Here is a 14,847-nt window from a genome sequence, read left to right on the forward strand (position 1 = left end):
CGGTTTTTGTTGCAGATGAAGCCGGTCGCAATCAGTACTGCGCGCGCAGGCTCAGGGTCAGGGTGCGCGGGTCGCCGTAGAAGTTGGTGCCCCAAGAGGCATCGACGCGGTCGTAGTACTTGCGGTCGAACAGGTTGTTGGCGGTCAGTGTCGACGACAGGTTTTCGTTGAACTTGTAGCCGACTTGCGCCGTGGTGATGGCAAAGCCGCCTTGTTGGAACTTCACGTCACGCTGGTAGTAGGTGTCGCTGACCGCACGCACGCCGCCGCCGACGCTGAAGTCCTTGAGCGGACCGTCGGTGAATTCGTACTTGGTCCATAGGTTGAAGTTGTGCTTGGGCGTGATGGTGCTGAAGGTCTTGCCTTTGTTGGCGTCATCGCCGTCCAGGAACTTGGTGGAGGTGTAGGCGTAACCGGTGACGATGCTCCAGTTTTCGGTCAGGTTCCCGCTCAGCTCGGTTTCCCAACCCTCGCTGCGTGCCCGCCCTTCGGTCATGTAGGCGCCGGAGTTGTTGTCGTATTCGGCGCGGTTTTCATCGTAGATGCGGAAGGCAGCGATGCTGGCGTTCAGGCGGCCGTCGTAGAATTCGCGCTTGAGACCGATCTCGTACTGCTTGCCTTTGCGCGGACCGACCGGCTCGCCGTCTGTGCCGATTTCGCTCTGCGGTTTGAACACGCCGGTGTAGCTGAAGTAGGTCGACAGTTCCGGGGTGATCTTGCCGATGACAGCGCCGTATGGCACGACCTTGTGGTTGATGCTGGTGTGGGCTTCGCCGAAGTTGTTGAAGAAGGCGTTCGCGTTCTTCGCGTCGCTTTCGTACCAGGTCACACGGCTGCCGCCGATGACGTCGAGCCAGTCGGTGACGTTGAGCTTGGCACGGGTGTAGACACCGTATTGGTCGGACTTGGACCAGTTGCCGTTGACGTGCGCATAGTCGTTGCGGGGAATGTCGATGCTGCCCGGATTCCACACGTTGATCGGGAAGTACTCGCCGCCGCCGTAGGTGAAGTCCTTGTCCAGGTGCTGGTACTCGGCGCCCACGGTGAACTCGTGTTGACGATCGGCAAAGTCGAAAGGCGTGGTGACGAAGCTGTCGACGCCAATGGACTTGATGTGGGTGTAGTAGTCGTAGGCCACGGCCCAGCTGTCGCCGGTGGCCGGGTCGACAGCGCCGTCGGCCCAGGTGAAGTTACGCTGCGGGGTTTCGGCGTCGCGGTAGGTCACGGTGGTCTTGAACTGACCGCCGTTGTCCAGCGCGTGATCAACTTCGGCAAAGGACTCCCAGACCTTCTCGTTCAGGGTGTTCCACTTGGCGTCGACGAAGGTCGAGCGCGGAACGTCCAGCAACGTGCCGTCGGCATAGGCCGGCAAGCCGAACGCCGGGGTGGAGTTGTTCTTCTGGTAGGCGCCGCCGACCGACAATGTGGTGGACGGGTCGAGGTCGAATTCCAGGCGACCGTAGACCATCGGGCGTTCGTTTTGCGCGTAGTCGACGAAGGACTTGTTGTTCTCGTAGGCCGTGATGAAGCGACCGCGCACGGTGCCCTGGTCGTTCAGCGGGCCGGTAACGTCCACCGAGGAACGGTAGTGATCGTAGGAGCCGCCGGCCAGTTCGCCACCGAGGGCGAACTTGCTCAGGGCACGCTTGCGTACCACGTTGATCGTACCGCCGGGTTCGCCAGCGCCCTGGTACAGACCCGACGGACCGCGCAACACTTCGATGCGGTCGTACATCGCCAGGTCGAAACTGGTGGCCATGTCGCCCTGGCCGGTGGGTTGCGAGACGCCGTCGACCTGCACCTGGTCAACGAGGAAACCGCGCATGTAGACGTCGTTGAGGCTGGAGCCGGAGTTGTAGGTCTTGATGGTCACGCCGGTGACCTGACGCATGGCGTCCTGCAGGCTGTTCATGTTCTGGTCGTCCATGCGCTGGCGCGTGACGACGGACACCGACTGCGGGATGTCCTTGAGCTTGATGTTGCCTTTGCCGATGGTCACTTCATCGCTGGTGTAGGAGTGCGTACCTTCGGTGTTCGGCCCCAGCGCCACGCCGGTGATGGACGTCGCACCCAACTGCAATGCACTGGAGTCACCGACCGCTGGCACCAGCGACACGGTGTTGCCATTCAACTGAAAATTGATGCCGCTCCCCAGCAGCAAGGTTTTCAGTGCCTGTTCCGGTTCCATGCTGCCGGACACCGCCGTGGACTTGATGCCGTTGACCATGTCCTGGCTGTAGAGAATCTGCAGGTTGGTCTGCTGGCCCAGTTGGCGCAATGCACTGGCCAGCGATTGGGCCGGCACATTGACGTTCACCGGGGCTGCCTCGACCTGGGAGGTTCCCAGCAGCAACAGGGTCAGCAGTGCTCCCGGCACGACCGTGCGGAATTTCTTTTGCCGTTCGATGGCTAATGCCAACGGTGCGCGGGACAGAGTAAGGCTTTGCATTGCTCGAATCGCTCCAGAATGGTGTGTGCAGTTTTTTAGTTAATGATAATTATTATTAGACGGACCACTTTGACTAAACCGGAAAACAAACTTCAAAAAACAACAACCTGCGTGCAGCCACCGCGGTTAGGCGGTGGCGCGCTCGGTGACGACCCGCCCCGATTCCATGCGCACCAGTTGATCGGCCATGTCGAAATAGCGGTCGTCGTGGGAGATGACGATGATGGTTTTGCCCAGGCGCTTGAGGTCCGGCAGCAGCTCGGTGTAGAAGATGCGGCGGAAGGTCGGGTCTTGGTCGGCGGCCCACTCGTCGAACACCAGCACCGGGCGTTCTTCCAGCCAGGCATTGACCAGCGCCAGGCGCTTGCGCTGGCCGGTGGACAGGTCGGTGGTGGTGAAGCTGCCGTCCCTGACGCTGACCTTGTGTGCAATCTCCAGGCGTTGCAGGTAGGTATTGGCGTCTTCGGGAATGTGCTGGTCGCCCTGCACCACGTCATCGAACAGGTAGTAGTCGGCAAAAATCGTGGTGAACAACTGGCGGTAGTCGTCGCGGTTTTGCGCATCGATGCCTTGGCCGTTGAGCAGGATCGAACCCTGTTGCGGCGCGTAGAGGCCCAGCAGCAATTTGATCAGCGTGGTCTTGCCGCAGCCGTTTTCGCCGACGATGAAAACGATGTCGCCTTGCTCGATGGTCAGGTTCACCGGCCCCAGGCGAAACGCCTCGCTGCCCGGTGCGGCCGGGAAGGCGTAGCTGACGTTGTCCAGTTGCAGGCTGTTGACCACGGTCGGGCGGATGCCGCTGTCGTTGAGCAGCAGGTGCGGTTCTGGCGAGGAGAACTGGCTCGACAATTCCGCGATGCGGCGGAAGGCGATACGCGCGCGACTGACGATCGGCAAGGTGCTGACCAGATGCTCGATCGGGCCTTTCATGTACAGCAACACCAGCACAAAACCGCTCATCACCGCTTGGTCGGCGCTGGGCCAGAACGATTGCAGGGCCAGCGCCAGGCCGATGACCACGAAGAACAGCATCGAGCCCAGGGTCTTGGCGATCACGAAGGTGTTGATCGAACGCACCTGGGTGTTACAGATGAAATCGGCGGTGCCCTCGATGCCCTTGACGAACATGCGCTGGCGACGCGGACGGTGGATGCGCAATTCCTTGGCGCCGCCGGCAATGGCGTTGTAGTGCTTTTGCAAATCATCTTCGGCGTCGCGTGCGGCCATGAAACCCTGGATGCCCTTGCCCTGCGCGTAGAACTGGATGCCGGTGCCGATGGCAATCGCCAGCACCATCATCAGGAACATCGGCCACGACAACATCGCCAGGTAACCCATGCAGCCGAGGGTCACGGTCAGGGAGATGGCAAGCGGCGCGAAGGCGAAGGCGAAGTCGCTGATGGTGTCGACGTCGTGGGTCAGCACTGGGATCAGCCGGTGGCTGCGGTAGCGCTCGATCTGCTCGATGGGCGCCGAGAGTACTTTTTCCCCAAGCTCTTTGCGCAGTTTGGCAATGATGTGCTGGCCGACGTAGTTGGTGCCGATGTCCGAGCAGATCGAACTGCCCAGGGCCAGCAGGCACAGGCCGGCGAACAGTGCGACCACGCCCTGGGTCAGGCCGTCCGGCGAATGCAGCGCGTTGTTGATGGTGGCCAGCAGCACCGTCACGCTCAGGCCGCCCACCATGCCCAGAAGGATCGACAGACTGACAACGAGCCGGAACGGTTTCAGGAGGCTGAACAATTCATGAATTGCACCGCGCGTTGGCTGGGTCATGAGCAGAGGGTTCCTTGGGTATTGAGGCAGATACCCAGTAGAACGTCTGATGGAGGGCTTAATTTAAAGGAGAGGCGACACAAAACCTGTGGGAGCGAGCCTGCTCGCGAAGGCGGACTTTCAGTCAACTTCTACTGCGACAGACAGACCGCTTTCGCGAGCAGGCTCGCTCCCACAAGGGTCAGAGGTTGGGGGTCAGGTCGCGTACGACACGGAACCCGATCCAGTCGCCACGGGTTTGCGGATCGATGTCATTGCGGTTGCCCGAGCGGGAAAACACCGGTGCTTCGCCCCAGTCGTTGCCGCGGATACGCAGGGTGTCGCAATTGGCTTCAGTCCAGGCGCTGCCATCGGTGGGGGCGCCGACATAGTCCGGGTGGTAGCAGTCGGCGATCCATTCGTAGACGTTGCCATGCATGTCGTACATGCCGAAGGCGTTGGGCGGGTAGCTGCCAGCCGGCGAGCTGTAGCTGTAGCCATCGGTCGGGCCGTAGGTGTTGGCGTGGGTGGCGATGCTGTATTCGGTGCCGGGGTCGAACGGGAAGGGGAACGGTCCCGTTGACCCGGCACGGGCGGCGTATTCGCGTTGGGCCTCGCTGACGATGTGGTAGTGCTGGCCGGTTTTCAGTGACAGCCAGGCGACGTAGGCGCTGACTTCGGCAAAGTTCATGCACACCGCCGGCTGACGCGGGCCCTGGGGGTAACTCGGTTTGCCGTTGGTGCAGGCCCGGCCGGGGCGGGTGTCGCCATCGGGCAGGGTGATCCCGGTTTCCTTCATGTATTGGTTCCATTCGCCGGCAGTGATCTGGTAACGGCTCATGGCGAACGGTTTGTCGAATGTCACTTCATGCATCGGACCTTCATCGGGCTCGCGGCCGACTTCGTCTTCCGCGGTGCCCATGGTGAAGGTGCCGGCGGGCAGCACCACCATTTCCGGACAATGGCGGCAATCCTTGAAGACCTTGCCCGGCAACGGTGCCGTGTACGCCTGGGCGAGGCTCGGTACGATACTGCCGAGCAATGCCAGCAGCGTCACGGCGCCCAGGCGCTTGAGGTGCTGCCTGTTCAGGATGTTTTTCATAAGGGTTCTCGCTAAGGGGAATCGGTGGTTCAGAGCTTGCTGGCCATCAGTTCCATCAACTGGTCGATGTGCGCTTCGGTATTGAGCAGCCCCGGCGAAACACGAATGATCGGTCCGACATCACGGTCCACGGCATCGCACACCACGCGGCGGTCCATCAGGTAATTGGCGACCTCTTCGCAGTCCTGGTTCTTGATGCGGAAGAAGGTGAAACCGGCGGAATACTCCGGCGACAGCGGTGTGACCAGCTCCACCGACGGATGCTGCTGCAAACGCTTCTTCAGGTAGCTGTTGATGTCGTGGATGCGCGTCGCGACCTCGGCCTTGCCCAGGTCCAGGTGCAATTTGAAGGCTTCGGTCAGCGCCCAGCGGTGTTCGAAGGAGTGGTAGCCGCCATAGGTCATCACCGTGGAAAACTGGGTGGCTTCGGAGAAGGTCGGGATGGTCGGGGTCACGTCCTTGAGCTCGTCGGAACGGGCACAGATGATCCCGGTTCCCCGTGGGCCGAACATCCATTTGTGAGTGCCGGCAATGAAGAAGTCGCAGTGCATGTCCGGGAAATCGACGTTCTCCACACCGAAGCCGTGCACGCCATCGATCACGTAGAGGATGCGGTCCTTGTCGGCGCGGCCGCGGTTTTTCTCTTCCACCAGCTTGCCGATTTCGCCGATGGGCAACTTCACACCGCTGCCGGAATGCACCCAGGTCATGCCCAGTACGCGTGTTTCGGGGCGGATGTTGCGCTCAATCGAGGCCAGCACTTCGGCGGTCGAAACCTTGTAGGGGTCTTCGAATAATTTGATCTTGCGGACCTGGGTGCCGTCTTTCTGGGTGCGGTATTCGAACACGCTGTTGGCGGCGTAGTGCTCGTGTTCGCTGGTGAGGATTTCCTGGTCCGGGCGCACGTGGATGCCGGCGTAGATCATCGCCAGCCCTTCAGTGGTACTGCCGGTGAGGGCGATCTGCGACGGCTTGGCCTTCAGGTAACGGCCGGCCCACACGCGCACGTCTTCTTCGCGGCGTTCGGTTTCGCCGCGATGCCAGTCCATGGCCAGGCCTGGGTTGCGATCAAGGTTCACACGATGCATCTCGATGGCGTCGCGCACCGGGCGGGGATGCGAGGTCACGAGGAAATTGGCGAAGTGCAGGTAATTCGGGTCCTGGGTGAACAGTTGGCGCAATTGGTCCCATTTGTCCTTGGGCAACGGCGCGGGGCTTGCGGCCTGTGCGGGCAGGCTGACGGCCGAGGCGAGGGGAATGCCGGCCGCCAGAATACCGGCCTGCTTGAGGAATGAACGACGGTTGGTCATGGTTCGGTTCGCTTTGGCAAAAGGAAAAAATCAGTTCTGGACCACAGGCTGGGAAGACTTCTGCACCTGGTCCCAGACCCGCAGGAAGTTGCCGCCCCAGAGCTTGGCGATGTCGGCCTCGCTGTAGCCACGGCTGATCAGTTCGGCGGTCACGTTGCGGCTCTCGCTGACGTCTTTCCAGCCGTCGAGGCCGCCACCGTCGTTGAAGTCGGAACTGATGCCGACGTGGTCGATGCCGATTTTCTTCACGGCGTAATCGATCGCATCGCCGTAATCCTTGAGGCTGGCCTTGGGTTCTTCGTCGAGGATCGAGTAGAGCTGGCTGGCGTACTCGCCGAAACGTTGCTCGGGCCAGACGGTGATCACCGGATCGCCGGGCATCAAGGCCATCTCCAGGCCTTGCAGCGGTTGCAGGTCGAAGCGCGCGCGCAGGGCGTTGAGCTTGTCCAGGGTGGCCTGGCTCAGCGGGCGGATGTAGGTCGGGAAGCCGACGATCTGCACCACGCCGCCGCTGTTCTTGATCAGCTGCATTTCCGCATCGCTGAGGTTGCGCGGGATGTCCACCAGGGCACGCGGTGCCGAGTGCGAGGCGACCATCGGCGTGCGGCTCAGTTGCGCGACTTGCTCCAGGGCCTTGGTCGACATCTGCGACACGTCGATGATCACGCCCAGGTCGTTGAGGCGATGCACCGCTTGCTTGCCCATGTCCGACAGCCCGCCGAGGGCATCGCGCGAGTCGTTGAAAAATGGCAGCGGTCGCGACGAATCGGCCCAGGCGTTGTTGCCCACGTAGCTGAAGCCGAACATGCGCATACCGCGCGCGGCCCACTTGTCCAGGGCGTTGAGGTCATTGCCCAGCGGGTAGGCGTTGAGCATGCTGATGAACACCGCGAACTTGCCTTCGCCGTGCAGGCGACGGAAATCGTCGGCGGTGTAGGCGATGGCCACCTGGTTGGGGAAGTCGCGGACCATCGCGCTGATGATCTTGTAGCGGGTTTCCTGCTCAAAGCGGGCCTCGTCGATGAACCCTTCGGTAGGGCGATGGGGCGCGTTGGGGCCGTTCCATATTTCCGGCCAGCCAAAGATTGTCAGCGCTGCCCCGGACAGACGCCCGCGGCCGGTCTTGACCAGGTCGAACTGGCCTTCGCCGTCCTTGTCGACTTCGTTGCCGGCGGTGCCGAAGTCCATCGGCACGGTGATGTGGCTGTCGAACGAGAGGATGCGCTCCTGCAGTTGATCGGCCTGTTTCATCACCTTGACCGGGTAGCCGGGATTGTCCCTGAACCCGTAATCCCAGGCCGCGAAGCTTGCGCCCGCGCTGATCGCCAGGGCCAGCGGCAGGCCGATGAAAAGAGCCTTTTTCGAACGTGGTTTTGTCATTGCCGTCTCAGTCAGGTTCGCCGCCCCGGATCAGGCGCAGGGGCCTTTGCTATCTGGGGGGAACGTATGGCTGATCCAATAATTTAGGTGTTTGTACCGACCTCATCGCTGGCAAGCCAGCGCCTACAGGGGATCACGCCGTCCTGTAGGCGCTGGCTTGCCAGCGATGCTCTTAAATTTACCGATACAACAAACGTTCTAGCTTGGATAAAGCCTGCTCCATGGCTGACACAGGTAGGGCAATGACGATTTCTCGACGATGGTTCCTCGCGGGCCTGGCGCTGACCGGTGCCGCCGTGCCGGCGGTGTATTACGGGCATCGCGAACTGACCAAACCGGACCCGACGATCACCCCCGGCGAAGCTTCGTTCGACGTGGCGGATGTTGCCGGTCAGCGCTTGGCGGATACCTTGCGCGGGGTCTGGCAGATTCGTTTCGAAGGTCGTGACGCCGGTATCGAAGGTTTGCCGCGAGAAGGCCTGGAATTGTTTCTCGACATCGGCCACAAAGGCCGCGGCGTCGTGGGCTTCTTCGACACCGCCGAGCGCTTGCGCTCCGCCGAAGAGCCCCGTTACCGGGTGCTCGGCGATCTGTCCGGGGCCAACCCGAAACAGCTGAGTTGGCGATTGCTGGGCGCCAGTGGTTGTTGCGATTACGAATTCGACATGACCCTGGACGAGGTCTGGGCCGGTTTCGGTAACGCCGGCAGCGGCAGTCTCAGTGGGCGCGTGTTGGACCTCAATCGCCCGCTGATGCTGACGGCCCAGGACAATCGCTTCATCGCCGTCAAACGGGTATTCCCCGAAGCGCGCGAGCGTGCCGGCTTGAATCCGACCCTGCTGGCCTGGCTGGTTTCGCCGCAGCATCGGTTGTTCCACCAGCTCTGGCATGCCACCCGGGACAAGTGGCACAAGCTGTCCGACGACCAGCGCGATGCCTTGCGCGGTATCGGCTGGCAGCCCGGTCCACGGGACAAGGAGCGCGATGCCCGGGGTGAGCGCAAGGATCGCAACGGTTCGGGCGTGGACTTTTTCTTCATGCACCGGCAGATGCTCGGCACGGCGCGGTCGATGCAGGATTTGCCGTCCTGGACGCATTTCCCGTTGCCGCAGCCGGAACTGGCGCGGGACCGGCGCGGTTTTGCGCGTTACTTCGACAACCACGACGGCACGGCGCTGCCGCCGACCTGGCTGGCCGAGGACGATGACGAGTACACGCAATGGGTCAGCGACATCAAGACCCGCGAGACGTATCACAGTAATTTCCAGGTCTGGGAATCGCAGTACCGCGACCCGCGTTATCTGTCGAAGCTGACCCTCGGCCAGTTCGGCTCGGAGGTCGAGCTGGGCCTGCACGACTGGCTGCACATGCGCTGGGCTTCGGTGCCGCGCGATCCGTCCAACGGTCAGCCGGTGCCGTTCGCCCGCGATCCCTCTGATTTTTCCGCACGCTGGTTCGCCGCGGAAAACGACTTCCTCGGCGACCCGTTTTCCTCCCATGTGAACCCGATGTTCTGGCATTTCCACGGCTGGATCGATGATCGCCTCGAGGACTGGTTCCGCGCCCACGAGCGCTTCCATCCGGGGCAGGTCAGCCGGCAGGAGGTCAACGGCGTGCAATGGTTCGCGCCGGGGCGCTGGGTGGAAATCGATGACCCGTGGCTCGGCCCAAGCACCCATGGCTGTAGCACCACGCCGGGGTTGCAGGCCGGCAAGTCAGTGGAAATGGACCCGGAAACCATGAAGCTGGCGCTGCGCATCACCTTTGGTGAGGACGAGAAGAAGCTGAAGGACTTGTTCCGCAAGGTGCCGCAGCGGCCGTGGTATGCGCGTAATCTGAAGGCTAAACAGAGCCAGGCTTGATACCGCATTATCGTTCAATCGCTGGCAAGCCAGCTCCTACAGGGTTAGTGGGTGTACGCGAAATCTGCGAACAACAAAACCCCACTGTAGGAGCTGGCTTGCCAGCGATGGCGTCCTCTCGGACGCCACAATTAAAGAACCTGCCACCCCCCACCCAACGCCTTGTACAAGGCAATACTCGCTTGCATGCGCGACAATCTCAGTTGCACATTCAGATCCTGCGCCGCATACAGCGTGCGCTGTGTCTCCAGCACCGTCAGCAGATCCTCGGCCCCCGCCTGGTAGCGGCTTTGCGCGATGTTGAACGCAGTCTGCGCCTGGCTCAGCTCTTCACTCTGCCACCCGCGCTGTTCATCCAGTCCGCGAATGCTGTTGAGGGCTTTTTCGACGTCGGCGAAGCCGTTGATGATCGCGCCGCGATAGGTCTCCAGCAGTTCTTCCTGATGCGCCGTGGCTTTGTCGCGCTGGGCACCGAGGCGGCCGTTGTTGAACACCGGCGCGAGCAGCCCGGCGGTGAGGTTGTAGAAGGGGCTGCGCAGGATGTCGTCGGCCCGGTCGGCGCCGGAGCCGATTTCGGCGGTGAGGGTCACGGTCGGCAGCATCGCGGCACGGGCGACGGTGACGTCGGCTTGTGCTGCGGCCAGTTGCGCCTCGGCCCGGGCAATGTCCGGACGGCGGCTGAGCAACTGGCTGGGCACCCCGGCGTCGATGGCGGGCCAGGTCAACTGATCGAAGCGTTCCTGACCCAGCGACAGCGTCTGAACCGGGCGGCCGAGCAGGGCGGCGAGGCTGATTCGCGCATCCTCGGCCTGTTGCTGCACCAGCGGTAACTGGCGTTGCTGCGCCGCTACCAGGCTTTTTTGCTGCGCCAGTTCAAGGGCCGTGGCCGAGCCCGAATCGAAACGGGTCTGCACCAGTTTCAACACGCTCTGGGCGTTGGCCAGGTTCAACTCGGCGATGCGGCCCTGCTCCTGCAACGACAAGGCTTGCGCGTAGGTGTTGGCCACGCCGCTGAGCAACGTCAATTCCACGGTGGCCTGATCGAACTCGCTGGCTTTCAGGTTGAATTTCGCGCTGTCGCGAGTGGCGCGCTGGCCACCCCAGAAATCGATTTCGTAGCTGGCGGTAAGGTTCGCGTTGAAGTAGTCGACAGCGTTGTTATCGCTGTCGGCATCGAGCTGACTGTAGCCGTTGCCCCGCAGCAGTTTCTGGCGATTGGCGTTGGCCCCGGCCTTGACCTCCGGCAGTTGCGAGCCGCCGGCAATCACCGTATCGGCCTGGGCCTGGCGCACCCTCGCGATGGCCGCAGCCAAATCGTAACTGCCAAGCCGCGCCTGTTCGATCAGGCGACCCAGTTGCTGGCTGCCGAAGCGATTCCACCACTGCTGGTTGTCATGGGTGGCGCCAGCGGTGTGCGGCGATTGCCAGGTGGCCGGTGGCGCAATGCCGCTGTCGGGGCGCTGGGCCGGGCTGCCGCAGGCACCGAGCAGCAGGCACAGGGTTAACACACTGAGTGTCGGCTTCATGGAGAGATCATTCACTGGTAAGGGCCGTGACCGGGTCAAGTCGGGCAGCTTTGCGGGCCGGCATGTAGCCGAAAACAACACCGGTGACCAGGGCGCAGCCGAAGGCGCCCAGCACCGCTATCAGAGAGAAGGCGACTGCGACTTCGCTGAAAATCAGCACGCCTCCAACGATCAGCGCCAGGGCAATCCCGGTGAGGCCGCCCACCACCGAGAGCATCACCGCTTCGGTGAGGAACTGGCGCAGGATGTCGCGCTGGCGGGCGCCGGTGGCCATGCGGATACCGATCTCGCGGGTACGTTCGCGCACGGTCATGAGCATGATGTTCATCACACCGATCCCGCCCACCAGCAGCGAAATCGCCGCAATCGAGCCGAGCATCAGCGACAGGGTGTTTTGCGTGCGTGCCTCGGCCTGGATCATCGCCGCGTTGTTGGTCAGTTCGAAATCGTGCTTGCCGTTGTGCAGGCGCAGCATCAGTTGCTCGATGGCTTTTTCGGTTTCCTTGACCTTGCGTGCGTCTGCGGCGGCGATGGCGATGTACTCCGGGTTGTGAGTACCGAACAGGCGCACGCTCGCGGCGGAGTAGGGGATGGCGATGCGGTCGTCGCTGTCGGAGTCGCCGGAGCTGGCGCCTTTTTCCGCGAGCACGCCGACCACCTGGAAGGGTACGTTTTCGATCAGGATGTACTGGCCGATCGGATTGGCCACGTCCTTGAGCAGCTTGGTCCGCACCTTGTGGCCGATCACCGCGACCGCTGCGGCGTTTTGTTCATCGGCGTGGGTGAAGTAGCTGCCTTCGACCACCGGCCAGTTGAAAATGGCCGGGAAGTTGGTGTCGTTGCCACCGACATAGCTCATGTGATCGAGGTTGCCGAAGCGCACCCCGGCCTCCTGGCCGTTGACCGGCATGATCCGCATCACTTGGGGCAGGCTGGCAATCGCCGCGACCTCATCGAGGGTGACGATGCCCATCGGCGTGCGCGGGTTGGGCGCCGAGCCGCTGAGGTAAATGATGTTGGAACCGAACGCGCCCATCTGCGCCATCACCTGGCGCTTGCTGCCTTCGCCCACGGCCAGCATCACCACCACCGAGGCGACGCCTATGATGATCCCGAGCAGGGTCAGCGCGGTGCGGAACTTGTTGATCCACATCACCCGCCACGCCGCGTGCACGGCATCGACCAATTCGCCTTTCCAGGCGCCAGTGGCTTCTGCGCCTTCGCTCAGGCGCTTGCGCAGGTCGACGGCCTGTAGCGCACCCGGGTTGGCCGAGTGTTGCGCGGCAGGGTTGTCCCGGGCGCTGTCGCTGATGATCAGGCCGTCGCGGATCTCGATGATGCGTTTGGCCCGGGCCGCCACTTCGCGGTCGTGGGTGATGAGGATCACCACGTGGCCCTGGCTCGCCAGTTCGTCGAGCAAGGCCATGACCTCGGCGCCGCTGTGGCTGTCGAGCGCACCGGTGGGTTCGTCGGCCAGAATGATGTGGCCGCCATTCATCAGTGCACGGGCAATCGACACCCGCTGCTGTTGCCCGCCGGAGAGCTGATGCGGGCGATTGCCGGTGCGCGAAGCCAGGCCGAGACGGTCGAGCAGGGCGGCGGCGCGGGCGTGGCGTTCGGCGGCCGGGGTGCCTGCGTAGATGGCCGGCATCTCGACGTTTTCCTGGGCCGAACCCGACGGAATCAGGTGATAGCCCTGGAACACGAAACCGAAGGCTTCACGACGCAGCCAGGCCAGTTCGTCACTGTCCAGGGCGGCGACGTTTTCCCCGGCGAAGCGGTACTCGCCCGAGGTCGGGCGGTCGAGGCAACCGAGGATGTTCATCAGCGTGGATTTGCCGGAACCGGAAGCGCCGACTATCGCCACGAACTCACCGGCATGGATCGACAGGTCGATGCCGCGCAATACGTGAACTTCAGGCGCGTCGCCACCGCCGTAGGCTTTGCGGATGTCCGAAAGGTCGATCAGGGGCGTCTGCATTCAGCCGCCACTCCCGTCGACCGGGCCGATCAGCAGGTGATCGCCTTCTTGCAGGCCATCGAGGATCTGCACCCGCAGGCGGTCACTGATGCCGGTGCGCACGTTGCGCTGTTCGATGCTGCCATTGCTGGCGACCACTTGCGCGGTCTGCAGGTCTGGCTGAGCGCCCGCCTGCAGGGCGGCGATCGGCGCGGTGAGGACGTTCTGCGCCTGGTTGGCGACGAAAAACACCTGGGTGGTCATTTCCGCCATCAACGCGTTGTCGGCGTTGTCGACATCCAGCAACACGGTGTAGAGCACCACGCGGGCACTCCCGCTTTTGCTGGTGCTGGCGGGGCTGCCGCCGCCCTGGCTGGTCTGGTCCAGCGGCTTGGGCGGGACGGGGAGGATCTGCCGCACGGTGCTGGTCCAGCGTCGGGTGCCGCCGCTCAGGGTGGTGAACCAGGCGTGCATGCCGGGTTGGACGTGGCCGATGTCGGCTTCCGAGACCTCGGCCCATACGGTCATGGGCGACAGCTTGGCGATGCGCAGGATCAGCGGCGTCTGCTGTTGGGCGTTGAGGGTCTGGCCGACCCGGGCATCCAGCGCGACCACAGTGCCGGCCATAGGTGCATAGATCCGCGTGTAGCCCAGCTCCGCCTGATCGCTGCGCAGGTTGGCTTCGGCCTGGCGGATCTGTGCCTGGAACATGTCGATGCGCGCCTGGGTCACGCGCAATTCAGCCTGGGCGGTCTGCACGTCTTCTTCACGGGTGGCACCGCCAGCGGCGAGGTTCTGTTGGCGCTGGTATTTCTGCCGGGCCAGTTCGTGTTGCGCCCGTTGTTCCTGCAGCTGCGCCTTGAGGTTTTCGATGGAGAACCGCCCGGCATCAAGTTTGGCCTGTTGCGTGGAAGGGTCGATCTCCACTAGCAACTGGCCCTCCTTGACCACGTCACCGACTTCCACATGGATCTTGTGGATCTGCCCGGAGGCTTGGGCGCCAACGTCGACGTAGCGTCGCGGTTGCAGGGTGCCCAATGCCGTGACGCTGCTTTCAATGTCGGCGCGGCTGACCTGGACGGTGGCGAGCTGGTCGCGTCCCGGCGGGATGAATTGCCAGGCGGCGACGGCAACTACAGGGATCAGGCAAAGTGCTGCGAGCAGGGCGCGTCGGGTCTGTCGGGGACGTTTCATGCAGGGTTCCGGCCTAGGAAAATCGGCCCGTCGTTTAGCGGCGGGGAGACCGGGGCGCAGACGGGGAGCTGTCCTGTTAACGATGAACCGAGCGCGGAATTTAGGCGACGACACAAACCACTGTAGGAGCGAGCTTGCTCGCGATGGCCGCAAGGACGACACGTTAAATCAGAAAGTACGCATCTTCGTTCACGACCATCGCGAGCAAGCTCGCTCCTACATGGATCGAGACTATTTGTCGGGCAAGGCGACGCAGCACTTTAAATCTATATGAGAATTACTATAAATTACGCGACTCGAACTGCCACT

The 14,847-nt window shown here is 62.6% G+C and carries 9 protein-coding genes; 1 reads left to right on the forward strand and 8 read right to left on the reverse strand.

Going from position 1 to position 14,847, the window contains the following annotated elements; genetic code table 11:
• Positions 1-31 precede the first annotated feature (31 nt).
• The 5 genes from B0D71_RS28270 to pvdM all read right to left on the reverse strand — a co-directional run bounded on the left by B0D71_RS28270 (position 32) and on the right by pvdM (position 7,996).
• On the reverse strand, positions 32-2,449 hold the full coding sequence (locus tag B0D71_RS28270) for a TonB-dependent siderophore receptor (RefSeq protein WP_103397648.1): 2,418 nt from the start codon (positions 2,447-2,449) through the stop codon (positions 32-34).
• Positions 2,450-2,575: 126 nt separating this feature from the next.
• Positions 2,576-4,225 (reverse strand): cyclic peptide export ABC transporter, encoded by a 1,650-nt coding sequence (locus tag B0D71_RS28275; RefSeq protein ID WP_103397649.1) that lies wholly within the window; start codon positions 4,223-4,225, stop codon positions 2,576-2,578.
• Between the two features lie 181 nt (positions 4,226-4,406).
• Positions 4,407-5,306, reverse strand: a complete 900-nt coding sequence (gene pvdO, locus B0D71_RS28280; RefSeq protein ID WP_103397650.1) for a dihydropyoverdine dehydrogenase — start codon at positions 5,304-5,306, stop codon at positions 4,407-4,409.
• A 29-nt stretch (positions 5,307-5,335) separates the two neighbouring features.
• The gene (pvdN, locus tag B0D71_RS28285; RefSeq protein ID WP_103397651.1) at positions 5,336-6,616 is read right to left on the reverse strand and encodes a pyoverdine-tailoring periplasmic protein PvdN; all 1,281 of its coding nucleotides are present in this window, start codon (positions 6,614-6,616) and stop codon (positions 5,336-5,338) included.
• 30 nt (positions 6,617-6,646) lie between these two features.
• Positions 6,647-7,996 (reverse strand): pyoverdine-tailoring dipeptidase-like protein PvdM, encoded by a 1,350-nt coding sequence (gene pvdM / locus B0D71_RS28290; RefSeq protein ID WP_103397652.1) that lies wholly within the window; start codon positions 7,994-7,996, stop codon positions 6,647-6,649.
• Positions 7,997-8,238: 242 nt separating this feature from the next.
• Between pvdM and pvdP the strand changes: the two genes are divergently transcribed.
• Complete coding sequence (gene pvdP, locus B0D71_RS28295; protein WP_103397653.1) at positions 8,239-9,858, forward strand: pyoverdine maturation tyrosinase PvdP; 1,620 nt, start codon at positions 8,239-8,241, stop codon at positions 9,856-9,858.
• 131 nt (positions 9,859-9,989) lie between these two features.
• On the opposite strand, the gene B0D71_RS28300 is transcribed toward pvdP, so the two are convergent.
• The 3 genes from B0D71_RS28300 to B0D71_RS28310 are packed head-to-tail and all read right to left on the reverse strand — an operon-like array spanning position 9,990 to position 14,538.
• Entirely contained in the window at positions 9,990-11,384 is a 1,395-nt protein-coding gene (locus B0D71_RS28300) for an efflux transporter outer membrane subunit (RefSeq protein ID WP_103397654.1), read from the reverse strand.
• Positions 11,385-11,391: 7 nt separating this feature from the next.
• Positions 11,392-13,365, reverse strand: coding sequence for a MacB family efflux pump subunit (locus tag B0D71_RS28305; RefSeq protein ID WP_103397655.1), 1,974 nt, complete (start codon positions 13,363-13,365; stop codon positions 11,392-11,394).
• A complete protein-coding gene (locus B0D71_RS28310) occupies positions 13,366-14,538 on the reverse strand; it encodes an efflux RND transporter periplasmic adaptor subunit (RefSeq protein WP_103397656.1) in 1,173 nt (390 codons plus the stop codon).
• Positions 14,539-14,847 lie beyond the last annotated feature (309 nt).

Source organism: Pseudomonas laurylsulfativorans (assembly GCF_002906155.1).
Classification (GTDB): Bacteria; Pseudomonadota; Gammaproteobacteria; order Pseudomonadales; family Pseudomonadaceae; genus Aquipseudomonas; species Aquipseudomonas laurylsulfativorans.